A 25,142-nucleotide genomic window follows, 5' to 3' on the forward strand; every position below is an offset into this window, starting at 1 on the left:
TCAGGTATTCATCGAGTCGAAGAAATCCGCGTTGGTGCGGCTGTGCTTCAGCTTGTCGAGCAGGAATTCCATGGCATCCTGGCCGCCCATGGGCATGAGGATACGGCGCAGCACCCACATCTTGGCGAGGATGCCCTTGTCGACCAGCAGTTCTTCCTTGCGGGTGCCGGACTTGGTGATGTCGATGGCCGGGAAGGTGCGCTTGTCGGCCAGCTTGCGATCCAGGATGATTTCCGAATTGCCGGTGCCCTTGAATTCTTCGAAGATCACTTCGTCCATGCGCGAGCCGGTATCGATCAGCGCGGTGGCGATGATGGTGAGCGAGCCACCCTCTTCGATATTGCGCGCGGCGCCGAAGAAACGCTTCGGCCGCTGCAACGCATTGGCATCCACACCGCCAGTCAGCACCTTGCCGGACGACGGCACCACGGTGTTGTAGGCGCGGGCCAGGCGAGTGATGGAATCCAGCAGGATCACCACATCGCGCTTATGCTCGACCAGGCGCTTGGCCTTTTCCAACACCATTTCCGTTACCTGCACATGGCGGGTGGCGGGCTCGTCGAAGGTGGAGGAAATCACCTCGCCCTTCACGGTGCGCTGCATGTCGGTCACTTCTTCCGGGCGCTCGTCGATCAGCAGCACGATCAGATAGACTTCCGGATGATTGGCACTGATGGCATGGGCGATATTCTGCAGCAGCATGGTTTTGCCGGTGCGCGGCGGCGCCACGATCAATGCGCGCTGGCCCTTGCCCTGCGGCGAGATCAGGTCGATCACCCGCGAAGAGATGTCTTTCTTAGGCAGCGAGATCAGCTTTTCGCGCTTGGCCGCTTCGCCGCGCGTCTTGGTCGGCGCGATCACGGCCGGGTCTTCCACGAAGGGCAGTTCCATCTTCAGCCGCTCGTTGGGATAGAGCGGGGTGAGATTGTCGAAATGCACCTTGTGGCGGGTGTTTTCCGGATCTTCGTAATTGATGGTGTTGACCTTCAGCAGCGCGAAATAGCGCTCGCCATCCTTGGGCGCACGGATGCTGCCTTCGATGGTGTCGCCAGTGCGCAGGCCGAAGCGGCGGATCTGGTTGGGGCTGACATAGATATCATCGGGGCCCGGCAGGTAATTGGCTTCCGGCGAGCGCAGGAAGCCGAAGCCATCCTGCAGCACTTCGAGCACGCCCTGGCCGGTGATCTCGACCTCGCGCTCGGCAAGCTGCTTGAGGATGGCGAACATCATGTCCTGCTTGCGCAGGGTGGATGCGTTCTCGATCTGCAATTCCTCGGCGAAGGCCAGCAGATCGGTGGGGGATTTGGATTTCAGTTCTTGCAGATTCATGTGGCGCTCGGGAGAAGAGGGGTCGCTCGAAAAGGAGGGTACCGCGAAGGGAGCCGCAACGATGGCGGCAGGAGGGGGAGATTTGGGATGCGACAGCCGCGCTGGGCGTGAGGCCCAATAGGCTGGCGACCGGGTGGCCGGGCCGGAGGGGGTGTTCAACACCGGCAGCTTAGTGCCAGCCCGAAACCCATCCACAGAAGCCGGAAGGATGCCCGACCGTATGATCGGACGCCCAGGAAATAACAATCGGCCTGGGCGGTGTCAAGTGCGGGGTGCTTTTCAGCCGATAACGGCAAGAATCAGGAATATGCCGCCAACCGCCCCCACGGCCCAGCCAGCCGGGCCCCAGCCAACCTGCCCGCCGGCTTTCTGTTCGGCGCGGCCTGGCAGCCAATAGCGCACCAACCGGCGATACAGCAGGATGCTGCCCGCGCATAGGCCATATTGCACCAGGGCCAAGCCGGCGAAATAGCCCAGCAGCGGTGTGGATTCGGCGCCAACGATGCTTTCGCCGAAGGCATAGCCATGCAGCAGGCCGGCCAACATCAGCAGGGGCAAAAACAGCATTGCCTGATCGGCACGGCGCCAAACCAGCATCAAACCCAGGATGACCAGGCTGGCCGCCACCAGGATTTCCGAGACCGGCAGATCGAAACCGGCCACATGCCAGGCCGCCGCCAGCAGGCCCGGCAGAATGAAATACCAGGGCAGCCGAAAGGCATTCGGCCGGGACGCCATGGCCACCGCCGCAGCCAGCAGGAAGGCCAGATGATCGAGCCCGATCACCGGATGCGCCAGCCCGGAAATCAGGCCGGAAAACAACGTATTAGGCACTTGCCCATCCATCCCGTGATGGGCCAAGGCAGTCTGGCTGATAAACGCGCCGGCCAATGGCGGCAGGGCGGCGAAAAGCATATGGCGGCGGGTTTTCATGGCGCGAAGCCTATGCCTGGCGCGGCCCGGTCGTCAATTGGACTGCCGGGCTGCGACCGCGTGTCGCTTGCCGGGCCGGCGGGGCGCTGCTAGGTGTTGGGCATGCTCGCCACGACATCGAAACCGGGAATCGCTGTCTTGAGCCGCCCTGATGTCAGCAAATGGGCGGCCAAGGCTGCGTTGTGGTTTGCGCTTGTCTCGCTGGTTTTCCATAGCCTGCTGCCGCTGGCCTACCAGGCCGCCATGCGCCGCGCCGATACCGGCGGCTACGACAGCATCGTGATCTGCAGCGCGATGGGCATGCGCATGGTGCTGGTGGGGGCCGACGGCCTGCCGCTGGCCAACCAATCCGGCAAAAAAGCCGCTGGCACCAGCACGGAAGGCGCCAGCACGGATGGCGACACGTCCGATGACGGCAAGGTCAAGCATTACGTGCCGCTCTGCCTGGGCCCACCCATGCTGCCCGGCATGCTGCCTTCGGCCGATCTGAGCATTGCCCTGCCGCTGCTGGCCAGCGGCATTGCCTACATGATGTGGATGGCCGCGCCGCCCCATGGCGTGGATCAAGCCCCTGCCCGCGCACGCGGACCACCGAACGCCCTCGACTGACCTTGCATCGCGCGGCCCTGCCGTGCGCATTTTCCGTCATTCGAGGGGGTAAACCCATGTTGAAATCCATGCTTTTCTGCTGCGTCGCGGGCGCTGCGCTGTTTTCAGTTCATGCCGCTCCGGTCTTCGTTTCCCCGGCCTTCGCCCATGTTGTGGCCGATCCATCCGAGGGCAAAGCCGGCAGCTATTTCCGCACCGCCTTGCGCGTTGGCCATGGCTGCGGCCAATCGCCCACCATTGCCGTGAAGGTGCTGCTGCCCGAAGGCCTGACCAGCGTGCGGCCCCAGGCCAAGCCGGGCTGGGACATCAAGATCGAAACCGCCAAGCTGGCCAAGCCGGTGGATGCCGGCCATGGCGCCATGACCGATACCGCGATCAGCGCCGTATCGTGGACCGGCGGCAAATTGCCGAATGAGCATTTCGATGAATTCGGCCTCAGCCTGAAACTGCCCGAACAGAATGGGCCGCTTTACCTGAAGGTGATCCAGAGCTGCGCCGAGGGCGAGTTGCGCTGGGAGCAGATCGCCACCCCCGGCCAGCGCGTGGAACGCCCGGCCGCGGTGATCCGCGTGAGCGGCGGCAAGGATGCCGCACCCACGGCCAGTATTGGGCCGATTCAGATCCAGCAACCTTTCGCCCGCGCCACGCCGGCGAAGATGGGCGGCGCCTTCATGACCCTGGTGAATACCGGCATGGCAGGCGACAAGCTGGTGAAGGCTGCCTCTCCGGTGGCCGAGAACGTGGAATTACACACCCATGTGAAGGAAGGCGAAGTGATGCGGATGCGTCCGGTGCCGGCGATCGAAATCGCAGGCCATGGCCGCACAGCGCTGGAGCCCGGCAGCTATCATGTGATGCTGATCGGGCTGAAGCAGCCGTTGAAGGAAGGGGCAAGCTTTCCGCTGACCCTGACCTTCGAGAAGGCTGGCAGCGTGACGCTGAACGTGCCTGTGGTGAAGCCTGGCGGTACTGCCGGGTCCGAAATGGATCATGGCAGCCATGGCGGCGCCCACAAGCACTGATCACCCGCATTTTTTCTTTCCATAGGGAAACGACACCATGAATCCGTCCATCATGCGTCGGCGCGTCGAGAAGACGCTGCCGAAAATCGCGCTCGGCTTGTATGCCGGCGCCAGCCTGCTCGCGCTGTTCAGCGGCAATGCCCATGGGCAATCCGGCAGCCCCGCCACCACCCCCACGCTCAACGTGCAGGGTGGTTCGGTCGGCGGCAATGTCGAGAAGGAAGCCATCACCATCCCCTCGCCGGAAGAGGCCCGCAAGGCGCTGGAAAAAATTCCCGGCGGCGTGAGCCTGGTCAGTGAGCAGGAATTGCGCGAGGGCCGCGCCAGCACGGTCAAGGAAGTGCTGGATTATGTGCCCGGCGTTTTCGCGCAGCCGAAATACGGCCAGGAAGATGCCCGCCTGGCGATCCGTGGCTCCGGCCTGTCGCGCAACTTCCATCTGCGCGGCGTGCGGCTACTGCTGGATGGCGTGCCGATCAACCAAGCCGATGGCGGCGGCGATTTCCAGGAAATCGATCCGCTGGCTTTCCGCTATGTGGAAGTGTATCGCGGCGCCAATGCGTTGCAATTCGGTGCAGCCAGCCTGGGCGGCGCGGTGAATTACGTGTCGCCCACCGGCCGCAGCCATGGCGGCTACCTGGTGCGGCAGGAATTCGGCAGCTACCAGACCTCACGCAGCCAGTTCGCCGCCGGCGGCGTGCTGGGCGCCTTCGATTATTACATCACCCCTACCTACAGCCACTCGCTGGGCTATCGTGATCACTCGGATCAGGATTACTACCGGCTGAACGGCAATGTCGGCTATCGCTTCGGCGATGGCGCGGAAACCCGCTTCTACATCACCGCCAATAACATCAATCAGGCGATCCCCGGCTCGCTGACGCGCGACATTGCCTTCAGGCAGCCCAATTCAACGGTGGATACCAGCTTCAGCCGCAACACCAAGCGAGACATCGATTCCGTGCGGCTGAACAACAAAACCACCTTCCTCACTGCCGGCGGCGAGGCCACGCTGGGGGTGTTCTATGCCGACAAGGCATTGTTCCACCCGCTGTCTTTTGCGGTCATCGACAACCAGGAGAATAATTACGGCGGCTATGCCCGCATCACCGAAGAAACCAACCTGTTCGGCCAGCGTCTCGATCTCATCGGCGGGCTGAATTATTTCGGCGGCAAGAACCACGCCAAGCAATATGCGAATGTGGGCGGCAATCGCGGCGCCTTGAGCAACAATGTGGAGGAGAAATCCAACACGTTCGAACTCTATGGCGAAGCGGCCTATTACCTGCGGCCCGATATCGCTGCGATTGCCGGCGCCCAGGCCACCTATGCCGAGCGCAATCTGGTGGACCTGTTCCCCGCCAATGGCATCGACAGCGGCAGCCGCGAATACCAAAGCCTCAACCCCAAGCTGGGCCTGCGCTGGGATGTGGCGCAGGACTGGCAGGTTTTCACCAACCTGAGCTGGGCTTCGGAACCGCCGGCATTTTCGGAACTCAATCCGACCGCCACACCGGGCTTTGCACCGCTGGCACCGCAGAAATCCCGCACGCTGGAAATCGGTACGCGCTGGCGCACAGCGGATTACGCGCTGGAACTGGCGGCCTACCGGGCCAATGTGGAGGATGAACTGCAATTGCTGGATGTGGGCGGCGGCCAGACCCAGGCGCGCAACATCAACAAGACGATCCACCAGGGCATCGAACTGGGCGGCGAAGCCACCCTGCTGCGCGGCGCCTGGATGGAGGGCGATCGCATAAGCCTGCGCAGCGCCTATACCTTCAGCAATTTCCGCTTCGACAACGATCCGGTATTCCGCGACAACGCTTTGCCCGGCGCGCCCAGGCATTACCTGCGCGCCGAATTGCGTTACGGCGCGATGGAAGGCCAGGCGAATGGCTGGTTCATCGCCCCGAATGTGGAATGGGTGCCCGAGGCCTATCACGTGGACAACGCCAACACGTCGAAAACCGCAGCCTATGCGCTGTGGGGCTTGCGTGGCGGCTATACCATCCGCGAAGGCGGCCGCATCTTCCTGGAAGGTCGCAATCTGCTGGACAAGACCTACATCGCCTCCACCAGCGCCGCCACCACGGCGGGCAATCAGGCGCTGTTCAATCCTGGCGATGGCCGTGCGGTCTATGCCGGTATCGAGTGGCGCTTCTAGGCCAGCAGGCAGGCGCGGAAAGCGGCGTAATCCATCGCCCTTTCCGCGCGTTTTGCCAACGCCCTGTCGTCGCTGACCAGCCAGGCGCCATGCCGGACGGCCAGCAGCAGCAGGGCATCATCGGCGGCCAGCATCGGATCGAGTTCCGTGCTGGCCGTTTTGCCATCCAGATCATCGTATAATGCCAGCAGGCGCGTGCGGCGCTGTGCATCGGGCACACGGTGCAATTCGCGGCGCTGGCAGGCATGGCGCAACAGGCACAGGCGACCGGCGGCAATTGCCTGGCGGATCAAAGCCGCCGCTTCGGCATCGGCCAGAATGCGATCATGGATATTGCTATCCAGCAATGCCAGCAGCGGTTCAGGCATCCGGATCGGGCGTTTTCGGCTCGAAGAGGCAGAGATCGCGGATGATGCAGCGCGGACAGGCCGGGCTGCGCGCCTTGCAGATATAGCGCCCATGCAGGATCAGCCAGTGATGGGCGTGGCGCAGATAATGCGACGGGATCGCCTTGAGCAATCCCTGTTCCACTTCCAGCGGCGTCTTGCCCGGCGCCAGGCCCAGCCGGTTGCCGAGCCGGAAGATATGCGTATCCACCGCCATGGTGGGCTCGCCCCACAGCACGTTCAGCACCACATTGGCGGTTTTGCGGCCCACACCGGGCAGGGCCTGCAACGCATCGCGGTCGCGCGGCACTTCGCCGCCATGCTCGCGTACCAGGATTTCAGACAGCGCGATCACGTTCTTGGCCTTGGCGTTGAACAGGCCGATGGTCTTGATATGCTCTTTCAGGCCGGCCTCGCCGAGTTTCAGCATCGCCGCCGGATCCCGCACTTTCTTGAACAGATCCTTGGTGGCGCGGTTCACCCCGGCATCGGTGGCCTGGGCCGACAGCACCACCGCCACCAGCAAAGTATAGCCGTTCACGTAATTCAGCTCGGTGCGCGGCTCGGGATCGGCGGCCGACAGGCGGGCGAAGATTTCCGCGATGGCGGCAGGCGAAAGCCTGGCTGGTTTCTTCTTGGGCTTCGGCATGGTCACGATCGGGGCTTGGCTGCTATTCTGTTGCGGCGATATCTTCCCTTAGCACAGGCCGACGATGCTGCGCTATTTTCTGTTTCCACTGCTGCTGTTCCTGGCATTGCCCCAGCCGGCAATAGGCCAGGCGCAACAGCAATGCCGCCTGCCCGAGCGGATCGAAAGCCAGGCCTGCCCGCAAACCGGGCCACGCCGCGGCATGCCAGGGGATTTCGATTATTATGTGCTGGCCCTGAGCTGGTCGCCGCATTATTGCGCCAGCACCAAACGGCCTGATCCGCTGCAATGCCAGGATAACCGCTTCGGCTTCGTGGCCCATGGCCTGTGGCCGCAATATCGCAGCGGGCATACGCGCGCGGTGGAAGGCGGCTGGCCGCAATATTGCGCCCCTACCCGGCCGCCGCCAATGGATTTGCAACGCCAGTATCTTTGCCGCATGCCGAGCAGCCGGCTGATCGCCTGCCAATGGGCCAAACATGGCAGTTGCGCCGATTTCGGCAGCGATGAAACCGGCGGCGCAGAGCGCTATCTGCAGGCCATCGCCGGCGCCATGGACAAAATCGCCCTGCCGGCCCTTACGCCCGGCGAGGTGCGGGTGGGCGACCTGCTGGCGGCCTTGCGCCGGACCAATCCGGCTTTGCAGCCAGGCCAGGCGGCGGTGGTTCTGCGCGACGGCCAATTGCAGGAAGTGCGCTTTTGCCTGAAACGGGATTTGAGCGGCTTTACCGCCTGCGACAAGAATGCGGGCGGGGCGAGGGAAAATCAGAAGCTGCAAATCCGCTGATACACCGCGTTGCCTGATCGGGTGACGTTAGCCATTGCGCCACCCGCAATGCCGCAACCGGTGCTTCCAAGCACCCTTCCTGGTGAAGGATTGCCCGCAGATCAAAGGCATCGATAACATCCTGGATGTTACAGCCGACGGATGAAATCCAGGAACTCGCTGACCCGGCGCGCCAGTTCATCGGCCCGGCCATTCATCGCCGCAGCGGTTTCGCGCATGCCGGCGGCCATCTCGCCACTTTCGGCGGCCGCGCCCGATATGCTCTCGATATTCGCCGTCACGCTTTCGGTGCGGGTGGCTGCGGCCTGAATATTGTTTGAGATATCGGCCGTGGCACTGGCCTGCTCGCTGACCGCCTCGGTAATGCCCACCATACGCTCGTTCAACTCGGCCGCCTGGCCGCGTATGGTGCCGATAGACGTGACCGTGCGATCGGAGGCCTGCTGGATGGCGCTGATCTGCTCGGCAATCGATTTCGCCGCCTCGGCGGTCTTCTGCGCAAGATTGCGCACCTCCTGCGCCACCACGGCAAAGCCCTTGCCGGCCTCGCCGGCCCGCGCGGCTTCCACGCTGGCATTCAACGCCAGCAGGTTGGTTTGGAAAGCCACCGATTTGATGAATTCCACCACTTCATCGATGCGCTGATTGGCTTCCACCAGATCCTGCACGGCAGCCGCGGCGCGGTTCGCCTCGTCATTCACCGCCTTGCTGGCCATGTTGCCTTCGCGCAACTGGCGGCTGATCTCGGTAACGGTGGCGGCCATCTGCTCCGACGCGGCAGCCACCGCCTGGGTGTTCTGTGTGGCCTGCTGCGCCGCCTCGGCCACCGAATAGGATTGCGTGCCGGCCTGGGCCAGGCGCTCGGCCATGGTATCGGCATCGGCAGCCACTTCCTGGCTTGAGACCGTCACCTGCTCCACGATGGCGGTAACGCCGGCTTCGAATTCATCGGCCAGCTTGGCGCGTTCGGCCTTGGCCTGCGCCGCCATGGCAACGCGCTGGGTTTCGATCTCGCCGGCCAGCTTGGCGGCCTCGCCGGCCTTGTCGCGCATCGCCAGGCGGGCGCGATTGATGATGCCCGCACCGCGCCGGAAATCGCCATGCAGGCCGCGTTCGAGAAACGGCCGATAGAACTTGCCCTCGGCCGCAAAATTGAGCGAAGCGCCGGATTCGCGGATATAGGCGTCGGTCTGGTCCAGCATATGGTTGAGCGCGCGCAACGGCGGCGCCAGGTCGCCATAGGGATCGGTATGCACCACACGGGCATTCAGATCGCCATGGGCAACGCGCTCGCAAACCTCGCCGATCTCCTTCAATGCCTGCACATGCAGGCGCGCAGTGCGGCCGATCAAAAACATCCTCATCCCCTCTGAAATCAATCAGGCCTAAGCCAGGCCGGCAATCTCGAAAACGAAGGCATCGTATTCCATGCCGATGCGCTGCAATTCCGCCTGCAACAAGGCAACGCCGGCCTGCATGCCCTGTTTGCGGTCGGCGTGGCGCGCTTCCTCAGCCAGCAAAGCGGCATAGATCGGCGCAATGGTTTCCACCGCCCGGCGCTCCGGCACCCGGCGGTTTGAATGATAGCCATCGATGCCGCCCTGGGGATCGAAGCTCGGCGTGACATGGGCGAACACCCAGTAGAAATCACCGTTCTTGGCCAGGTTTTTCACATAGGCGAAGATTTCCTGGCCGGTTTCTATCCGCTGCCAGAGCAGATGAAACACGCAGCGCGGCATATCCGGATGGCGCAGGATGCTATGCGGCTGGCCGATCAGTTCGGTTTCCGAATAGAGCCCCACCTTGCAGAACACATCATTGGCATAGGTGATGCGGCCGCGCGTATCGGTTTTGGAAACGATGATCTCGGTCGGCTCGAAGAAGCGCTCGTTCTGGGTTGGCTCCGGCCGCCGCATTACAATATCCCCCTGACATGCAGGAAAGTCTTGAATTGCAGATCGGCCCGCAGCACATCGTCGATCACCTGCGAGAAACAATCGTTGATATCATCGATATCGATATAGCCCTTGTCGATGCACTGGCTGCGCAGGCTCTGCAGCCGCGCCATGCTTTCGCGGTGATGCCCGATATGCCAATCCAGGCCATGGTAGCGCAGGCCAGCCATGATCTCTTCCTCATGCAGGAAATGGCTGTGCATCTTGTCGGAAAGCCGGTCGAAGCATTGATCGGCAGGCAAGCGGCCCGCATTGCCGCGCAGCATATCGAGGTAATCGTTCAATTCGTCGAGCAACGATTCATGCTGCTCGTCCAAAGCGTTGTATTGTATCCGTGCCGCTTCCGGCAGCGCGAAATGCCGTGAATATCCCATAGCCAGCCGCACCCCAGTTGGTCCAAGCACGGCATGCTATGGGGCGCCTCAAAGGCTGTAATTGATTTCGATCAACGCGCGTCATGGCTGATATTATTGCCCCACACTACACGCCACCCATAGTGTCGCTCAGTGCAATTTCAGCATGTATTTTTATATTGTTTTTACCAGAAAAACTTCGGCGTACGCTTACACTGGCGTGCCACCGCCGTGGCTTTGCGCCGGCTTTGCCCAGCTGGAAGCCGGCAAAGCCATCACTGCGCCCAGAATCAGCCACAGGATTCGCTGATAGAAAATTTCATGAAACTGGCTGAATACCGCGAAGGCCAGAAACAGAAAAATCAATCCCGCACGATGCGGCGCCGCCATACGGATCGGGCGCTGCATGGCATGCAGATACAGTTTCGCCGATATCCAGAGGATAATACCGAAACCGATCAGGCCGAATTCGGCCAGGATCCATAGCGGCGTGCTATGCACCACCTGCTGGCGGCCCAGCCATTCCTCGCTGCGCACCAGAAACACGCCCAGGCCGGCGCCCCAGATCGGCGATTCAAGCCACAACTTGATGGCATGAAACCAGGTGGCCCAGCGCTCCACATTGCTTTCATCCCACGAAAGCAGGCTTTGTACGGCCAGGCCCCGGAAGGCATCGCCTGTACCGAAATCGATCTTCTGCACCAGCCAGAACAAGCCCCAGATCGATGCCGCCACCACAGCGCCCCGCAGCACCTTCTGCCAACCGACCATCCGCGCAGCCATACCCACCAGCAGCACGATGCCGGCAGCCACCATGCCGGCGCGCGAGCCGGTCCACACCATACCCACCATGAGCACGCCGAGGCAGATGGTTTCAAAGCGCCCCCATTGCACCGGGTGGAACCAGGGCAGGCGCTGTAGTTTCAGCGCGTTTTCGCCAAACACCCGGGCATAAGCCAGCAGCAGCGCCATCACCGACAGCAACTGAAATACGAAGGCGTTGCGGTTGCCTGAATAAGCTTCGAAATTCAACGGCGGCGGCACATTCAGGCCAAAGCCGAAATGATAAGCCAGTCGGCTCAGCGCATGCCACAGCACAACGCAACAGGCGACCAGAACCAAGGTCTGCATCAGGCGCCGCAATGCGATATTGCCCACAAAGGCCACCAGAAGATAACCCGCCGAAAGATACCCCAGCACCACCAGCCAGCCCAGCAGACGCCCGGCCAGCGCCCATTGCGTGATGCCGATCTTAAGCGCACCGATGGCAAATCCGAATAACAGCATCAGGCTCAGTGCCATCAGGATGGCGTTGAATCCCCGTATCCGCCAATGCGGCAATTGGCGCTGTATCACACAATGCAAAGCCACTGCCGCCAGCGACAGGATGGCGAACGGATCCGCCAGATTTATGTTCAATGGGCCGGAAGTGAGTTCCACATGGAGCTGGAAAAACACCGTCAGCGCCACCGCCATGCCGAGCAACCAGGCCGCTGCTTTTTCCAGATCCGGCACCGCGCTTGCCGTGAAGGCATCTGTGCTGCGGTTTGCGTCATCGCTACGCATTATGGCGGTGCGTTTGATTTTCTTACGGAAAGCCAATGGCGCGGCCAGCAGGATCACCAAGGTTGCGCTGGCGCCGATCAGTATCGACACAGTGATGGCATCGGCGGCCGCAATGCCCAATTGCTGCAGCACGAACACCGCCGCCACCTCGCGCACGCCCCATCCGTTGACGGTGATCGGCAGGCTGGCGGCAAAGCTGATCAGCGCGGCAGCGGCAAACACACTGAGCGGCTGCGCATCGGGCTGCAAGGTGAGGATGGCAACCACGAAACTGCTGAGCACCAGGCATTGGCTGCAAAGGGTGAGCGCTGCGATCTGCAACACCTGGCCCAGATTTCGGCCGGTCAATACGCGCCGCAGAATCCGCGATTCGAAACGAGAGCGCCCGATCATCAGGCTGAGCAGCAAGCTGACCGCGATCAAGCCGGCGATCTCGATCAGCGGAATGCCCCGGAAAAAAGCCGCGACCAGATGCTGGCCGAACAGATAACCCGCCGAAAAAATCGCCAGCAGACCGCTGATCACCACCAGCAGAGCGCGTTCGTAGGCCGCCAGGCTGGAATTCACCAATGGCGAGATGCCCACTTCGCGCAGCACGGCCTGCCGGCCCGCCACCTGGCCAAACAGCGAGAATACCAACAGGCCCGCCACATGACCGGCCAAAGCCGCGCGTGTGGCCACCGCCAACGGCACCCGATAGGAAAATTGCATCAGCACGCGCCAGAAGCGGAAACCCACCAGCCACAGATTGGCGCCCAGCAGCATCAGGATGGCAAACAGGCTGCCGAGCGGAAACGCGACCAGCCGCGCGAAAACATCCTCCAGCCCGGCCACCCAGATTATGAGCAGCAGCAAAAAGACGGCGAGGATGGACTTGGTTGTGCGCTTGCGAAACAGACGCAAAATACCAGCAAGGCTAGCGATACCCCGCTTTACCGGCGCAGACGATATTGCGCTGCGTAAACTCAGCACGACCCTGCCAATCAACACAGCCTGGAGAATCCCTTGCTACCTGCTATCGGAAGCCCGGCTAGGAATAAGGCCCGCGAGCATTCAGCGCCTCTCTATATACTTTTTCCAATAAGTGTCGAACGAAAAGCGATTAAACAGTCACATTCGCACATTCAATTTAAAATATATTAATTCACTATATTGATCAATTATAAATTGCCGCCCCTCTCAGACAAAGAATGCCCCAACTGCAGGCTTGAATCCGGTCGGATTTTCGTAGATCGCGCGCTGGAATTGGTGGAGCCGAGGGGAATCGAACCCCTGACCTCCTCATTGCGAACGAGGCGCTCTCCCATCTGAGCTACGGCCCCAGCGCTATTCATGCTGCCAGACGGCGGAAGCAGGTTCCGGGCCGGCGAGCGGCATGCTTGTAGCCAAGCCCGGGCGCTTTGTCCATCCCCCCATCCCGGCCGGGCTCGGGATTCTGGCCCTACCCGGGCTGGGCTTGGGATTCTGGCCCCGCAGTTGCCTTTCACGGGCACAGCCGGTATGTCAAAGGACCGGTTGCGGCCACCATCCATGCGCGGCAGGCCGGGGTTCATGGGCGAAAGGGTTGGCAATGTTTGCGTTGATCTGGCTGATCGACACCCTGATCGGGCTGTATATCTGGCTGCTGATCGGCTCGGCCATCCTGAGCTGGCTGGTCGCCTTCAACGTGGTGAATACCAGCAACCGCTTCGTTTATATCATCGGCGATTTCCTCTACCGGGTGACCGAGCCGGCCCTGCGGCCGATCCGTCGCGTGCTGCCCAACCTGGGCGGACTGGACATCTCGCCGGTGCTGCTGATCCTGCTGCTGCTGTTCCTGCAAAATCTGCTGCTGCGCGACCTGGCGCCGGCTCTGCTGCGAGGCGCCTGATTTCACCGCCCTGGTTCCTGGCAGGCGACGGCCTGCGGCTGCGGGTGCGGCTCACCCCGAAAGCCGGCCGCGATGCCGTGGAAGGCATCAAGCCCACCGCCGATGGCGGTTGCGAACTGGCCGTGAAAGTGACCGCCGTGCCCGAGAAAGGCCGCGCCAACGAGGCTTTGCTGCGATTGCTGGCCAAACAGCTGCATGTGGGCCCCAACCGCCTGAGCCTGGTGGCCGGCGCCACCGACCGCCACAAGCAGGTGGCATTTACCGGTGCGCCGGAAGACTGGTTGCCCACCCTGCGCGCCTGGTTGGCGCCGCATGGCCTGGCCGAGACCTGATCCGGGCCGAGACTGATCCGGGCCGGGCTGGCATGAGTGAAAGAGGAGCGAACCGATGACCGCAACCCTGATCGAAGGCAAACCCATCGCGCTGGATATCCGCGCCGAGGTGGCCGCCAAGGTGGCGCTGTTCCAGGCCAAGCTGGGCCGCGCCCCGGGATTGACCGTGGTGTTGGTGGGCGAGGATCCGGCCAGCCAGGTTTATGTGCGCAACAAGGGCGTCCTCACCCGCGAAGCCGGCATGGTGTCGGATGAAATCAAGCTGCCGGCGGATACCGCGCAATCCGATCTGCTGGCCCTGCTGGGCAAATTGAATGCCGATCCGCTGGTGGATGGCATCCTGGTGCAGATGCCGTTGCCGCCGCATATCGACAGCCAGGCCGTGGTGGCCGCCATCGATCCGGCCAAGGATGTGGATGGCCTGCATCCGGTGAATGCCGGCTATCTGGCGCAAGGCATCGAAGCGCTGGTGCCTTGCACGCCGAAAGGCTGCATGATCATGCTGGAGCGCATCAAGGCCCAGGTGCCCAAGGCGGAGGTAGCGGGCGCCAGCGCGCTGGTGATCGGGCGTTCGATCCTGGTGGGCCGGCCGATGGGCGCATTGCTGCTCAGCGCCAATGCCACCGTCACCATGGCGCATTCGCGCAGCCGCGACCTGCCCGCGCTTTGCGCCGAAGCCGATATCGTGGTGGCCGCCGTGGGCAAGCCGGAAATGGTGCGCGGCGAATGGCTGAAGCGCGGCGCCGTGGTGATCGATGTGGGCATCAACCGCATTGCGAAAGAAGATGGCAAGACCAAGCTGGTGGGCGATGTGCATTTCGCATCCGCCGTGGAAGTGGCCAGCGCCATCACCCCGGTGCCGGGCGGCGTGGGCCTGATGACCACCGCCTGCCTGCTGCAGAATACGCTGGATGCAGCCTGCGCCCGCGCCCGAATCAAACTTTAGCGTATCTCAAACTTTCGGTGTGTCGGTATCGGCCAGCCGCATCACCGTTTCGAGCAGGCGCTGGCGCAGGTCATCGCCTTCCACGGCATTGAAATAGCGCATCAGCATTTGCAGCTCTTCGCGCGCCACGGCCTCTTCTTCCGGGCTGAAATCCGGCAGGGCGGTGGCGGCATCCTTGATCAGCAAGTGCATGGGCAGCGCCAATGGCTGGGCAATGCGCGCAAGCTGCCCGCGCGAAATTTCCAGCAGCCCGGCTTCCACCGCGCGCATCTGATGTTCCGACAGGCCGACCCGCGCGGCCAAAACCTGGCAGGTCATTCCGGCATATTCACGAAACACCCGGATGCGGGCGCCAATGACCTGACGCCAGCGCAGATCCGCTTCGCGCGCATCGGCGCCTGATGCATCCGAAGCGGATACGGCGGCATTACAGGTTTCCGGAATCGCCATGGCTGCGCTCTCTTCCCTACGGATTCGAATACTGCCAAGAGCCCGCGGCTTTCTCAATGCCGACCAAAGCATGAGCGCGGATGTCGGATGGGAAAATATTTCCGCCCGCAACCAATCCGGCATTCGCTGCTGCGAAAGCGTATGATTACGATGGGAATCTTAGGGCGCCGTGCTGTGCGACAGCAGATTGATCACCAGCACCCCGGCAATGATCAGGGCAATGCCGATCATCGCCGGCAGATCCAGCCGCTGGCCGTAAATCGCAAATCCCGCAATCGCCACCAGCACGATGCCGATGCCAGACCAGAGCGCATAGACCACGCCGATCGGCATCACCCGCAAAGTGAGGCTGAGGCAATAAAACGCCACGGCATACCCGGCTATGACACCGAGGCTGGGCCAGAAACGGCTGAATTCCTCGGATGCCTTCAGCAGGCTGGTGGCTGCTACTTCGCTGCAAATGGCAATGGCGAGATAAAGATAATGCACGATATCCCCGCTGAGGCTGCTTGGCCGCCTGCAGTATAACCGCCAGACCGGATAAAATGCAGGCTGTCACAAAAAGCCAAGCTGCCGCGTCTTTGCTGCATCACAGACGATCAGGAACTGTCATGCATCCGTTATACCGCCTGCTGGAAGCTTTTATCGAACGGCGCATCCGCGCGGCTGAGGCAGGCTTTGGCTATGCCAAGAGCTGTAGTCTGGTTAAGGTGGCGGCATGATCGAAAATGTTGCGCTGTTTGAAAAGCATCGCCGCCGGCTGTTTGGCCTGGCCTATCGCATGCTGGGCAGTGTGAGCGCGGCGGAAGATGCCGTGCAGGATACCTATCTGCGCTGGCACCGCGCCCGACCGGAGGATTTGCGCAATGCCGAAGCCTGGCTGGTGACCGCCTGCACGCGGCTCTGCATAGACCGGCTGCGCGCCATGAAAGCCGAACGCCAAGCCTATACCGGCGAATGGCTGCCGGAGCCGCTGGTTGCGCATCCCACCGCCGAAGCCGATTTCGCAACCGAACTGGCCGACAGCCTGCAAATCGCTTTCCTGGTGGTGCTGGAAACCTTGCGGCCGGCGGAACGCGCCGCCTATCTGCTGCGCCAGGCCTTTGATTACGAATATGCCGAAATCGCCGGCATCCTGGGCAAGAGCGAGGCTGCCTGCCGGCAATTGATCAGTCGCGCCCAGCGCCGGCTTGCCGAAGCTCGCCCGCAATTCGATCATCCGCAGCAAGACGATGGCATCACAGAACGGCCGGCGCACGCCAAGCAGCAGCAGGCACGCGATCTCGCCCGGCGCTTCATCCAGGCGGCAGCCTCCGGTGAACCGACCGCTTTCGCCGGACTGCTGATGCAGGATGCGACCATCCATTCCGATGGCGGCGGCAAGGTATCGGCGGCCCGCAACGTGATCCATGGCGCGGACCGCTGCCTGCGCTTTTTCATCGGCATCACCCGCAAACAGCCAACCGGCATCCAGTTGCACGAATGCTTGATCAACGGCCAGCCTGGCTTCATCACCCATCTGGACGGCCAGGCGCTCAGCGCCATTTCGTTTGCCATCGCCCCCAATGGCGATGCGGATGGCAATGGGGGGGCCATCCAGGCCATCTACATTATCCGTAACCCCGACAAACTGCGCCATCTGGCTCCGCTGCTGGGGCGTGCATTGCAGCATTGACCTGAACCGGGCGCCCCGGCAAACTCACCGCAGGTGGGTTGGCTTATCGTGTTTCAAGGGGGAAGTTCCATGTCCTGGCTCGTTTACCGCCGTGCCGCCACCGGCGCGGCCACGTTTGCCATGCTTGCCGCCATCATTTCTGTCGCCGCCATGCTTGCCGCGCCGGCATTTGCCCATGTGGATGGCGTGCCGGGGCATGATCATGGCCTGATGGGCAACCCTTTCATGAGCGGTCTGGGCCACCCCTTCGGCGGGCTGGACCATCTGCTGGCCATGCTGGCCGTGGGCATCTGGGCCATGCAACAGGGTGGCCGCGCCTTATTTGCCGTACCCGGGGCCTTCGTGATCGGGATGGCCGCCGGCTTCGCCCTCGGCCAAGCCGGCTTTGCCTTGCCGCTGGTGGAAACCGGTATCGCCCTGTCTGTGCTGGCCTTCGGCCTGGCCCTGGCCCTGGCGCTGCGACCGCCGCTATCCCTGGCTGTGGCCGCCACCCTGGTCTTTGCGCTGTTCCATGGCCATGCCCATGGCGCCGAAATGCCCGCCGAGGCCTCGGCCCTGCTTTATGCCGGCGGCATGCTGATCGGCACCGCTTTGCTGCATGGCCTGGGCCTGGCGCTTGGCCGTTTGGCGGCCCGCACAAATACCGCGAACCCCCAGGCCAAGCTGGCCGGCCTGCTGCCGCGCGCGGCCGGCATCATGCTGGCGGTGACCGGCGGCGTGTTGCTGCTGGCCTAGAGGCCAGCTTCAATCCTTGTATTTGCGGGCAGCGACGGCGAGCGCATCGAGCAATTGCGATTCGGTCTTGCCGCCGCCGCCCTGGATGCGATTGGCCATCACCACATAAAGCGCATCGATCTGCGCGGCGATGATATCGAGCTGGATATCCGTGGGATCATCCATGCCCTGCACGAAATCGTTGAGCGATTTGGCGAAAGCGGTGAGCAGGGGAAACTTGAACATCGCCCCCATGCCCTTGATCTCGAGCGACGTGGAACGGATTTCCCGCATATAGCGCTTGGCTTCGGCGCCGCCGCCGATTTCGCCCAGCGCAACACGCAGCTGCTTCAGCTTCTCGGCCACCTCGACGGTGAAATTGTCGGTCGCCTTCTCCACCACCTGCTCAAGCTTCTGCACCACCTCGGGCTCGAGCTGCAGGGAAAATCCGCGTTTGAAATTGACGGCTTTACGCTTCAACTCCTGAGGCGGCGGAATAAAGGTGGGGCGCTTTGCCAAGCCGGGAACTCCTTGCCAATCAAGCCCAGCCGGGCATGATCGGGTCTAATCAGGGCTGAATAAGATTATCCATTCAAAACAAGGTGGCCAGCTTAACAAAAAACCCGCCGGGCTTGCACCCTTTCAAATGAATCAGAAATCAACGCCGCGCTTAACGGCGGCCATTATCATCGGGATCGGCGCGGCGTTCGGGGCCGGCATAATTGCTGTCGCGCCGGCGACGGCGGTCGGGGCCGAAATAGCCGTCCACACGCACGAATTGCCGGGGCCGCGCAATGGCGGTGGCCAGGCGTGAATAGAAGCTCTGCACTGTGTAAGGCTTGGCAACGAATTCGTTCACGCCGGCATCGCGGGCGCGCACCACGTATTCCTCTTCGGAATTGGCGGTCATCATGATCACCGGCAGCATGCGGTTGGACGAAGCCGGATCGTTGCGAATCCAATAAACCAGATCCATGCCGGTATGCTCGGCCTGCAGATCCCATTCGGTGATCAGCACGTCGGTGCGGTTCTGACGGATGATGGCAATGGCGCTGTCCATGGTCCGCGCCCGGTCGATATGATGCGCATCAAGCGTTACCAGCACGTCGCGAATCATCGACCCCATCAGACGATTGGGATCGACAACCAGAAAATTGACTTTGGAAAAGTCGATCTTTTCCATGCTCATGGTACGCACCCTTCTTTCATACCGTCCGCGGGGTATACAAATCGCCCGGGACGACAGAAATGCATCGCTTCGGCAGGCAGACGGTTCGATCCGTTACGCGCCGCAGTTGCTTTCTATCTTTGCATTAAACGGCCCTCTGACAAGGGTCAAGCAGATGTTTTGCAAATGGTTAACGCCTCCGACGACAAAGCCGTGAGCGATGCACCGATACAAGGTTAACGAGAGGGTTAATTCACCGGCGGGTTGAAACCGCTGGGGGCGGGATCGATCACCCGCATGCCCCGGCGCTGGATTTCCAGGATGGCCAGACCACGTTCCACCACGCCATCCGGGCGAAACCGGAAAATACCATCATATCCGGCAAACCCATCGGGGTTGTTGAGGGCCGCATCGGCAAAGACCTGGCTGGATTGGGTGGCCGGGCCGGACTGGGCAGCCGGGCCGGACTGGGCAGCCGGACCGGGCTGCTGGCGGGCCAGAATGCCGGCCAGCGCGGTGGCATCATAGGCCAGGCTGGCCAGGCGCGGCGGCCGGCGGCCATAGCTTTGCTCGAATCTTTTGCGGAATTCCTCGAATCCCTCCGGCTGCGGGGCGGCAAACCAGCCCCCCAGCAGCGCGGGTTCGTTGCCTAGCGAGGGATCGTCCCACAACCCGGTGCCAAGCAGGCGGATATGGCGCGGATCGATATCGAAATACGGCAGCAGCGGCGCCAATGCACGCAGGCGGGCACCGCCTTCCGGTAGCAGGATAGCATCCACGGGAGGATGCATCACGGTTTCAGATGCCTGGGGCGCTGCCTGGCCCCCTGTCTGGCCCGCTGTCTGCCCCCCTGTCTGAACGGGGTTCGGTTGCGGCCCCTGGTTGCCGAGCGCGCCGGCAATCGCTGGGCGGGCGCTGGCATCCTCGGGGGAGCCGGGACGCGGCGGCAGGGCGCGCAAGGCGGCGGCAAATCGCCGCACACTGGGGGTAAGGTCCGGGCTGTCGGCCGGATAACGCTCCTGCACCATCAGCGAACCGGTAAGGCTGCTGACCGCTTCCTGGGCCACAGCCTCGCCATAAGGCGAGTTTGGCGCCAACAGGGCATAGCGCACATAGCCGCGCGAACGGCCATAGGCCAACACGCGGGCCACCTGCTGATCGGGGGTGAAGCCCAGGGTGTAAACCCCATTGCCGGCCACATTGCGATCGGTGGAGAAGGTGAGCACCTTCACGCCGCGCTCACGCGCCAATGGCGCCACGGCTGCGGCCGAAGCGGAAAATAATGGCCCGATCAGAATATCCACGCCTTCGCTGAGCAAGGCCTGCGCGGCACGCATAGCGGCTTCGGGCTGGCCTTCGGTATCGCGCGGCAGCAACAGCACACGTTCGTCGTTGAGATCGAACAGCGCCATTTGCGCCGCATCCAGCAAGGCGCGACCCAAGGCGGCGCTGGGGCCGGAAAGCGGCGCCAGGAATCCCACACGCACAGCCTCGGCCTGGCTAGGCGGCACCAGGCCAGGAGCCAGCCCGGGAGCCATGCCAGACCCGGGCATCATGCCAGACCCAGGGACCGCGCCAGAACCGGGCGCCATCACCACGGGCGGCTCGAGCGGCCTGGCCTCTACGGGCGCCGTGGCGGGCGCGGGCAACGGCGCTGCGCCCTGCTGCGGCTGCGTCGATTGCTGATGGGGTTGCTGTTGGGCTTGCTGCTGCGACGGTTGCGCCGGCTGCTGCGGCCCCACCACCGAGGTGGGGCGGCGGCTGGAAAATTGTTCGCTGATGGTGTCTATCAGGCCAGGCAAAGACGCGCGGCCATCCTGACAGCCGGTCAGAGCCGTGATTGCCAGCAAGCCGAGGCTGACCGTAAGGTAGGCTTTCATCGACACGACTTTCATCGACACCACGCTTTACCCTCGGAACCGCACCGCTTTGACCGAACCTGTCGCACCGTATTCTCCTGCCGCTCCTGGCAATTCTCCTGCCGCTGCCGGCAATTCTCCTGTCGCCGCCAGCTGTGCCGCTGCCGATAACCCGGCTGCCGACACCCAGGCTTCGGGCCGCAGCGGCCTGGCGGCTCAGGTGCGGGCTGCCATGGCCGGCCAGGGCCTGCAGGATCGCTTCACCCCAGGTTTATATCTGGTGGCGACACCCATCGGCAACGCCGCCGACATCACGCTGCGCGCCCTTTCCCTGCTGGATCAGGCCGATTTGATTGCCTGCGAGGATACCCGCACCAGCGGAAGCCTGCTGCGCCGCTATGGCATCGAGGCCAGACTGACCCCCTATCATGACCATAATGCGGCAGAGGCCCGGCCGCTGCTGCTGCGCCGGCTGGCCGAGGGCGCGGTGGTGGCGCTGATCTCGGATGCCGGTACGCCGCTGATTTCCGATCCCGGCTATAAATTGGTGCGCGAAGTGGTGGCCGCCGGTCTGCCGGTGACCGCCCTGCCCGGCGCCTCCTCGCCGCTGGCCGCGCTCTGCCTGGCCGGTTTGCCCAGCGACCGCTTCCTGTTTGCCGGTTTTCCGCCAGCAAAAGCCGGCGCCGCCGAAACCTGGCTGGCTGGCCTGGCACAGACCGAAGCCACCCTGGTGCTGCTGGAAAGCCCGCATCGCCTGCCCGAGGCGCTGGAACGCGCCGCCCGCATCCTGGGCGGCAGCCGCGAAGCCGCCGTGGCCCGCGAATTGACCAAGAAATTCGAGGAAGTGCGGCGCGGCAGCCTGGATGAACTGGCGGCCCATTATGCCGCGGCCGGGTCGCCCAAGGGCGAGGTTGTGGTGGTGATCGGCCCGCCGCCGGAAGGCAGCGCGGCGGCCGGCGCCCAGGATCTGGACAGCATGCTGCGCCAGGCCCTGCAACATGCCTCGGTGCGCGAGGCAGCCGCCAGCGTTACCGCAGCCACCGGCCGGCGCAAACGCGAGGTTTATGCCCGCGCCCTGGAACTGGCGGCGGAGCTGGCCCCCGAGGGCAAGCCCGAGAGCAAGTCCGAAAACAAGCATGACTGACAGCGCCGGCCGCCGCTTTCAACATTGGCAAGCCGGCCGCCGGGCCGAGGCTTTTGCCGCCTGGTGGTTGCGCCTGCATGGCTACCGCATCCTGGCGCGCAATTTCCGCCATGCCGGCGGCGAAGTGGACCTGCTGGCGCGGCGCGGGGCTATTCTTGCTGCGGTTGAAGTGAAATGGCGGCCCGATCTGGGCCAGGCGGCGGAAGCGATCTCGGCACGGCAAAAGCATCGCATCGGCCGGGCCGCTTCGGTATTCTGGGCCGGACAGCCCGATGCCGCATCCCTGAGCCTGCGCTTCGATGCCCTGTTGCTTGCGCCCTGGCGCTGGCCACACCATATCCGGGATGCTTGGCGGCCCGAAAGCTGAGCCAGGAAGAGTTAAGCCATTCCACAAGGAGTTCGTTCCGTGATTACGCATCGCCGCTTTTCCGCCTCTGCACTCCGCCCTTCCACATTCGCGCTGCTGGCATTGTTGGCCGCCGTACCGCTGCTGCAAGGCTGCGTGGGCGTGGCGGTGGGCGCCGGCGCCGCTGTGGGCGTGGCCGCCGCCGAGGAGCGTGGCGCCAAGAATGCCGGCACCGACAAGGGCATTCAGCTCGCCATCAACGAACGCCTATTGCAGAAGGATCTGGGGCTGTTCGGCAAGGTTTCGGTCACCGTCTATGAAGGCCGCGCGCTGCTCACCGGCGTGGTGCAGAAACAGGAAGACAGCGACGAGGCGGCGAAGATCGCCTGGAGCAACGACCGCGTGGTGGAAGTGCTGAACGAATTGCAGATCGCGCCCAGCGGCAACCTGATCGATTCCGCCAGCGATACCTGGATCACCAGCCAGCTGCGCGTGAAGCTGACCGGCGACGGCAATATCGTGGACATCAACTATTCCATCACCACGGTGAACGGCATCATCTATCTGATCGGCCTGGCGCAGAACGAAGAGGAATTGCAGCGCGTGACCGATCATGCCCGTACCATCAAGGGCGTGCGCCGCGTGGTCAGCCATGTCTGGCTGAAGACCGACAGCCGCCGGCGGCCGGTTTGAACATGAATGCCGGGGCAGGCACCGTAACTGCCCTACGCGCGTTGGGCGCCGTGCCCGACGACCAGCTTGATATCGCCGAAGCCGCCCTGCTGATGGCAGCCCTGGACCGCCCGATGGTGGATATCGCGCCCTATCGACGGCATCTCAACGACATCATCGCGGCCATCGCCCAGGAGCAGGCCGGCGGCGAATGCATGGCGCGCGCCCTGGCGCTGTCTGGCACCATTGCCGGACGCTTCGATTATCGCGGCGACAACGAGACCTACGACGATCCCGCCAATGCCGATCTGATGCGGGTGATCGACCGCCGCATGGGCCTGCCGGTGGCTTTGGGGATTCTGTATATCCATGCCGGGCGCGCCCAGGGCTGGGCGGTGGACGGGCTGGATTTTCCCGGGCATTTCCTCATTCGCGTGGGCGGCGAGGATGGCAATCTGGTGCTGGACCCTTTCCATGCCGGCCGCATCGCCGATCCGCCGGTGATGAACGATCTGCTGCGGCGGATCAGCGGCGAGCGCGAATTGCGGCCCGAACATGTGCGGCCGATGCCCGCCCGCGAGGTGCTGCTGCGGCTGGCCAACAATATCAAGGCGCGGGCCTGGAAGGCCGGCGATGTAGACCGCGCCGCCACCATGCTGGAACGCATGCTGATGGTGGCGCCGGATTTCGCCCCGGCCTGGCGCGAACTGGGCCTGGTGGAAGACAAACGCGGGCGCATCCGGCAATCCATCGCCGCCACCGAGCGTTTCCTGATCTTGTCTGGCGACGATGCCGCGGTACTTGAGGCGCAAGCCTTCCTCAGGCACATTCGCCTGCGCCTGAACTGAAGGGCAGACCACCAGCAACAAGGAAGGCCGCCATGGCGTTGAAAGTGGCGATTCAAATGGATCCGATCGAGACCATCGATTTCGATGGCGACTCCACTTTCGTGCTGGGCCTGGAGGCCGAGGCACGTGGCTATGCCCTGTGGCATTACCTGGCGAAAGACCTGAGTTTCCATGATCGCCGCGTGCTGGCCCGGGCCCGGCCGTTGCGCCTGCGCCATGAGCGCGGCAACCATTTCACGCTGGGCGCGCCGGAACTGATCGACCTGACCGAGATGGACGTGGTGCTGATGCGCCAGGATCCGCCTTTCGACATGTCCTACATCACCGCCACGCATATCCTGCAGCATATCCACCCCAAAACCCTGGTGGTGAATAACCCGGTGGCGGTGCGCAATGCGCCGGAAAAGCTTTACGTAACCCATTTCGACGGCCTGATGCCGCCCACCCTGATCTCCAGCGACATGGAAGCCATCAAGGCGTTCCGCGACGAGCATAAGGACATCATCCTGAAGCCGCTATTCGGCAATGGCGGCGCCGGCGTGTTCCATCTGCGGCCCGACGACGAAAATCTCGGTTCGCTGCTGGAGATGTTCACCAAGCTGAGCCGAGAGCCGGTGATCGTGCAGCGCTACCTGCCCGAAGTGCGCGCCGGCGACAAGCGCATCATCCTGATCGACGGCCGCCCGGCCGGTGCGGTGAACCGCGTGCCGGCAGCCGGCGAAGCGCGCTCCAACATGCATGTGGGCGGCGTGCCGAAAAAATCCGAACTCACCAAGCGCGAGCAGGAAATCTGCGAGACCATCGGGCCGTATCTCAAGCGCGACGGACTGATCTTCGTGGGCATCGACGTGATCGGCGATTACCTCACCGAGATCAACGTGACCTCGCCCACCGGGCTGCAACAGATCAACCGTTTCGACGGCAAGAAGCTGGAAGCGGAAATCTGGGACGCCATCGAGGACGCGCTGTCGCGCCGCGTGCTGGCTTAGAGCCGGCCCATTCGTCATGCCCGGACTTGTTCCGGGCATCCATGGTTCAGCAGCGATGATGCGGCAGGCATGGACCACCGGGACAAGCCCGGTGGTGACGGTTTATGGAAATGCTGGACGCCGCGCTTACGCGCGCTTCTTGGCCTGCGGCATCGGGGCGTTGGCCGGCACCTGGCCGGCTTCCGGGTCGCGCAGCACATAGCCGCGGCCCCACACCGTCTCGATGTAATTGTCGCCCTCGGTGGCGTTGGCGATTTTCTTGCGCAGCTTGCAGATAAACACGTCGATGATCTTCAGCTCGGGCTCGTCCATGCCGCCATAGAGATGGTTGAGGAACATCTCCTTGGTGAGCGTCGTGCCCTTGCGCAAGCTG

The 25,142-nt window shown here is 63.0% G+C and carries 28 protein-coding genes and 1 tRNA gene; 14 read left to right on the forward strand and 15 right to left on the reverse strand.

Translation table 11 applies throughout. The annotated features are described in order from the left end of the window. Positions 1 to 1,329, reverse strand: coding sequence for a transcription termination factor Rho (gene rho, locus KF827_RS10245; RefSeq protein ID WP_291004468.1), 1,329 nt, complete (start codon positions 1,327 to 1,329; stop codon positions 1 to 3). 279 nt (positions 1,330 to 1,608) lie between these two features. Next, positions 1,609 to 2,262: a HupE/UreJ family protein gene (locus KF827_RS10250; RefSeq protein ID WP_291004471.1), complete on the reverse strand. Its 654-nt coding sequence runs from the start codon at positions 2,260 to 2,262 to the stop codon at positions 1,609 to 1,611. 138 nt (positions 2,263 to 2,400) lie between these two features. On the opposite strand from KF827_RS10250, the gene KF827_RS10255 reads away from it, so the two are divergent. From KF827_RS10255 to KF827_RS10265, 3 genes are read left to right on the forward strand one after another with little or no spacing between them, the layout of a single operon-like run. Next, positions 2,401 to 2,871 (forward strand): DUF2946 family protein, encoded by a 471-nt coding sequence (locus tag KF827_RS10255; protein ID WP_291004474.1) that lies wholly within the window; start codon positions 2,401 to 2,403, stop codon positions 2,869 to 2,871. Between the two features lie 56 nt (positions 2,872 to 2,927). Further along, complete coding sequence (locus KF827_RS10260; RefSeq protein ID WP_291004477.1) at positions 2,928 to 3,893, forward strand: DUF1775 domain-containing protein; 966 nt, start codon at positions 2,928 to 2,930, stop codon at positions 3,891 to 3,893. Between the two features lie 37 nt (positions 3,894 to 3,930). Then, positions 3,931 to 6,060 (forward strand): TonB-dependent receptor, encoded by a 2,130-nt coding sequence (locus KF827_RS10265; protein WP_291004481.1) that lies wholly within the window; start codon positions 3,931 to 3,933, stop codon positions 6,058 to 6,060. Here KF827_RS10265 and KF827_RS10270 read toward each other — a convergent pair. Together KF827_RS10270 and nth are read right to left on the reverse strand one after the other, a co-directional pair. After that, positions 6,057 to 6,428, reverse strand: a complete 372-nt coding sequence (locus KF827_RS10270; protein ID WP_291004484.1) for a hypothetical protein — start codon at positions 6,426 to 6,428, stop codon at positions 6,057 to 6,059. The genes KF827_RS10265 and KF827_RS10270 overlap by 4 nt on opposite strands. After that, positions 6,421 to 7,095, reverse strand: coding sequence for an endonuclease III (nth, locus tag KF827_RS10275; RefSeq protein ID WP_291004544.1), 675 nt, complete (start codon positions 7,093 to 7,095; stop codon positions 6,421 to 6,423). Before nth ends, KF827_RS10270 begins: the two co-directional genes overlap by 8 nt. 64 nt (positions 7,096 to 7,159) lie before the next feature. On the opposite strand from nth, the gene KF827_RS10280 reads away from it, so the two are divergent. Continuing rightward, entirely contained in the window at positions 7,160 to 7,882 is a 723-nt protein-coding gene (locus KF827_RS10280; RefSeq protein WP_291004487.1) for a hypothetical protein, read from the forward strand. Positions 7,883 to 8,010: 128 nt separating this feature from the next. On the opposite strand, the gene KF827_RS10285 is transcribed toward KF827_RS10280, so the two are convergent. The 5 genes from KF827_RS10285 to KF827_RS10305 form a co-directional block, all read right to left on the reverse strand. Then, entirely contained in the window at positions 8,011 to 9,240 is a 1,230-nt protein-coding gene (locus KF827_RS10285; RefSeq protein WP_291004490.1) for a methyl-accepting chemotaxis protein, read from the reverse strand. A 27-nt stretch (positions 9,241 to 9,267) separates the two neighbouring features. Further along, on the reverse strand, positions 9,268 to 9,798 hold the full coding sequence (locus tag KF827_RS10290; protein ID WP_291004493.1) for a PAS domain-containing protein: 531 nt from the start codon (positions 9,796 to 9,798) through the stop codon (positions 9,268 to 9,270). Next, positions 9,798 to 10,211, reverse strand: a complete 414-nt coding sequence (locus KF827_RS10295; RefSeq protein WP_291004496.1) for a hemerythrin family protein — start codon at positions 10,209 to 10,211, stop codon at positions 9,798 to 9,800. Before KF827_RS10295 ends, KF827_RS10290 begins: the two co-directional genes overlap by 1 nt. 189 nt (positions 10,212 to 10,400) lie before the next feature. Further along, positions 10,401 to 12,746: a lysylphosphatidylglycerol synthase domain-containing protein gene (locus KF827_RS10300; protein WP_367273136.1), complete on the reverse strand. Its 2,346-nt coding sequence runs from the start codon at positions 12,744 to 12,746 to the stop codon at positions 10,401 to 10,403. A gap of 256 nt (positions 12,747 to 13,002) precedes the next feature. Further along, positions 13,003 to 13,078 (reverse strand) — tRNA-Ala (locus tag KF827_RS10305). Between the two features lie 248 nt (positions 13,079 to 13,326). Between KF827_RS10305 and KF827_RS10310 the strand changes: the two genes are divergently transcribed. From KF827_RS10310 to folD, 3 genes are read left to right on the forward strand one after another with little or no spacing between them, the layout of a single operon-like run. Continuing rightward, a complete protein-coding gene (locus KF827_RS10310; RefSeq protein WP_291004502.1) occupies positions 13,327 to 13,626 on the forward strand; it encodes a YggT family protein in 300 nt (99 codons plus the stop codon). A gap of 32 nt (positions 13,627 to 13,658) precedes the next feature. Then, entirely contained in the window at positions 13,659 to 13,958 is a 300-nt protein-coding gene (locus KF827_RS10315; RefSeq protein ID WP_291004547.1) for a DUF167 family protein, read from the forward strand. A gap of 55 nt (positions 13,959 to 14,013) precedes the next feature. Then, complete coding sequence (gene folD / locus KF827_RS10320) at positions 14,014 to 14,904, forward strand: bifunctional methylenetetrahydrofolate dehydrogenase/methenyltetrahydrofolate cyclohydrolase FolD (RefSeq protein WP_291004505.1); 891 nt, start codon at positions 14,014 to 14,016, stop codon at positions 14,902 to 14,904. Positions 14,905 to 14,910: 6 nt separating this feature from the next. On the opposite strand, the gene KF827_RS10325 is transcribed toward folD, so the two are convergent. Then, on the reverse strand, positions 14,911 to 15,354 hold the full coding sequence (locus KF827_RS10325) for a helix-turn-helix domain-containing protein (protein WP_291004508.1): 444 nt from the start codon (positions 15,352 to 15,354) through the stop codon (positions 14,911 to 14,913). 159 nt (positions 15,355 to 15,513) lie between these two features. Continuing rightward, entirely contained in the window at positions 15,514 to 15,843 is a 330-nt protein-coding gene (locus tag KF827_RS10330; RefSeq protein ID WP_291004511.1) for a multidrug efflux SMR transporter, read from the reverse strand. Between the two features lie 229 nt (positions 15,844 to 16,072). Between KF827_RS10330 and sigJ the strand changes: the two genes are divergently transcribed. Next, positions 16,073 to 17,029: an RNA polymerase sigma factor SigJ gene (sigJ, locus tag KF827_RS10335; protein ID WP_291004514.1), complete on the forward strand. Its 957-nt coding sequence runs from the start codon at positions 16,073 to 16,075 to the stop codon at positions 17,027 to 17,029. Between the two features lie 69 nt (positions 17,030 to 17,098). Further along, positions 17,099 to 17,764, forward strand: coding sequence for a HupE/UreJ family protein (locus KF827_RS10340; protein ID WP_291004517.1), 666 nt, complete (start codon positions 17,099 to 17,101; stop codon positions 17,762 to 17,764). Between the two features lie 9 nt (positions 17,765 to 17,773). On the opposite strand, the gene KF827_RS10345 is transcribed toward KF827_RS10340, so the two are convergent. The 3 genes from KF827_RS10345 to KF827_RS10355 all read right to left on the reverse strand — a co-directional run bounded on the left by KF827_RS10345 (position 17,774) and on the right by KF827_RS10355 (position 20,806). Beyond that, positions 17,774 to 18,262, reverse strand: a complete 489-nt coding sequence (locus KF827_RS10345; protein ID WP_291004520.1) for a hypothetical protein — start codon at positions 18,260 to 18,262, stop codon at positions 17,774 to 17,776. Between the two features lie 151 nt (positions 18,263 to 18,413). Continuing rightward, on the reverse strand, positions 18,414 to 18,932 hold the full coding sequence (locus tag KF827_RS10350) for a response regulator (protein WP_291004523.1): 519 nt from the start codon (positions 18,930 to 18,932) through the stop codon (positions 18,414 to 18,416). A 227-nt stretch (positions 18,933 to 19,159) separates the two neighbouring features. Continuing rightward, positions 19,160 to 20,806 carry a penicillin-binding protein activator gene (locus tag KF827_RS10355; protein WP_291004550.1) on the reverse strand — a complete coding sequence of 549 codons (1,647 nt, stop codon included), beginning with the start codon at positions 20,804 to 20,806 and terminating at the stop codon, positions 19,160 to 19,162. A 34-nt stretch (positions 20,807 to 20,840) separates the two neighbouring features. On the opposite strand from KF827_RS10355, the gene rsmI reads away from it, so the two are divergent. The 5 genes from rsmI to gshB are packed head-to-tail and all read left to right on the forward strand — an operon-like array spanning position 20,841 to position 24,769. Next, positions 20,841 to 21,914, forward strand: a complete 1,074-nt coding sequence (gene rsmI, locus KF827_RS10360) for a 16S rRNA (cytidine(1402)-2'-O)-methyltransferase (protein WP_367273137.1) — start codon at positions 20,841 to 20,843, stop codon at positions 21,912 to 21,914. Continuing rightward, positions 21,907 to 22,281, forward strand: coding sequence for a YraN family protein (locus KF827_RS10365; RefSeq protein ID WP_291004526.1), 375 nt, complete (start codon positions 21,907 to 21,909; stop codon positions 22,279 to 22,281). Before rsmI ends, KF827_RS10365 begins: the two co-directional genes overlap by 8 nt. A 39-nt stretch (positions 22,282 to 22,320) precedes the next feature. Then, positions 22,321 to 22,953 (forward strand): BON domain-containing protein, encoded by a 633-nt coding sequence (locus tag KF827_RS10370; protein WP_291004529.1) that lies wholly within the window; start codon positions 22,321 to 22,323, stop codon positions 22,951 to 22,953. Positions 22,954 to 22,955: 2 nt separating this feature from the next. Further along, positions 22,956 to 23,780, forward strand: a complete 825-nt coding sequence (locus KF827_RS10375; protein WP_291004532.1) for a transglutaminase-like domain-containing protein — start codon at positions 22,956 to 22,958, stop codon at positions 23,778 to 23,780. 32 nt (positions 23,781 to 23,812) lie between these two features. Continuing rightward, entirely contained in the window at positions 23,813 to 24,769 is a 957-nt protein-coding gene (gshB, locus tag KF827_RS10380; RefSeq protein WP_291004535.1) for a glutathione synthase, read from the forward strand. Between the two features lie 126 nt (positions 24,770 to 24,895). Here gshB and KF827_RS10385 read toward each other — a convergent pair. Beyond that, positions 24,896 to 25,142 (reverse strand): helix-turn-helix domain-containing protein (locus KF827_RS10385; RefSeq protein ID WP_291004538.1); only part of this gene is annotated, 247 nt, incomplete at its 5' end.

Origin of the sequence: Ferrovibrio sp. (assembly GCF_019636075.1) — a bacterium.
In the GTDB taxonomy this organism is placed as follows: domain Bacteria; phylum Pseudomonadota; class Alphaproteobacteria; order Ferrovibrionales; family Ferrovibrionaceae; genus Ferrovibrio.

Coding starts and splice junctions, on each gene's coding strand:
- KF827_RS10285 (WP_291004490.1), bottom strand. CDS start 9,240: ATGTTTTTGATCGGCCGCACTGCGCGCCTGCATGTGCAGGCATTGAAG.
- KF827_RS10280 (WP_291004487.1), top strand. CDS start 7,160: ATGCTGCGCTATTTTCTGTTTCCACTGCTGCTGTTCCTGGCATTGCCC.
- KF827_RS10290 (WP_291004493.1), bottom strand. CDS start 9,798: ATGCGGCGGCCGGAGCCAACCCAGAACGAGCGCTTCTTCGAGCCGACC.
- KF827_RS10270 (WP_291004484.1), bottom strand. CDS start 6,428: ATGCCTGAACCGCTGCTGGCATTGCTGGATAGCAATATCCATGATCGC.
- KF827_RS10325 (WP_291004508.1), bottom strand. CDS start 15,354: ATGGCGATTCCGGAAACCTGTAATGCCGCCGTATCCGCTTCGGATGCA.
- folD (WP_291004505.1), top strand. CDS start 14,014: ATGACCGCAACCCTGATCGAAGGCAAACCCATCGCGCTGGATATCCGC.
- sigJ (WP_291004514.1), top strand. CDS start 16,073: ATGATCGAAAATGTTGCGCTGTTTGAAAAGCATCGCCGCCGGCTGTTT.
- KF827_RS10265 (WP_291004481.1), top strand. CDS start 3,931: ATGAATCCGTCCATCATGCGTCGGCGCGTCGAGAAGACGCTGCCGAAA.
- KF827_RS10340 (WP_291004517.1), top strand. CDS start 17,099: ATGTCCTGGCTCGTTTACCGCCGTGCCGCCACCGGCGCGGCCACGTTT.
- KF827_RS10355 (WP_291004550.1), bottom strand. CDS start 20,806: ATGAAAGTCGTGTCGATGAAAGCCTACCTTACGGTCAGCCTCGGCTTG.
- KF827_RS10365 (WP_291004526.1), top strand. CDS start 21,907: ATGACTGACAGCGCCGGCCGCCGCTTTCAACATTGGCAAGCCGGCCGC.
- nth (WP_291004544.1), bottom strand. CDS start 7,095: ATGCCGAAGCCCAAGAAGAAACCAGCCAGGCTTTCGCCTGCCGCCATC.
- KF827_RS10310 (WP_291004502.1), top strand. CDS start 13,327: ATGTTTGCGTTGATCTGGCTGATCGACACCCTGATCGGGCTGTATATC.
- gshB (WP_291004535.1), top strand. CDS start 23,813: ATGGCGTTGAAAGTGGCGATTCAAATGGATCCGATCGAGACCATCGAT.
- KF827_RS10375 (WP_291004532.1), top strand. CDS start 22,956: ATGAATGCCGGGGCAGGCACCGTAACTGCCCTACGCGCGTTGGGCGCC.
- KF827_RS10295 (WP_291004496.1), bottom strand. CDS start 10,211: ATGGGATATTCACGGCATTTCGCGCTGCCGGAAGCGGCACGGATACAA.
- KF827_RS10250 (WP_291004471.1), bottom strand. CDS start 2,262: ATGAAAACCCGCCGCCATATGCTTTTCGCCGCCCTGCCGCCATTGGCC.
- rho (WP_291004468.1), bottom strand. CDS start 1,329: ATGAATCTGCAAGAACTGAAATCCAAATCCCCCACCGATCTGCTGGCC.
- KF827_RS10260 (WP_291004477.1), top strand. CDS start 2,928: ATGTTGAAATCCATGCTTTTCTGCTGCGTCGCGGGCGCTGCGCTGTTT.
- KF827_RS10350 (WP_291004523.1), bottom strand. CDS start 18,932: ATGAGCATGGAAAAGATCGACTTTTCCAAAGTCAATTTTCTGGTTGTC.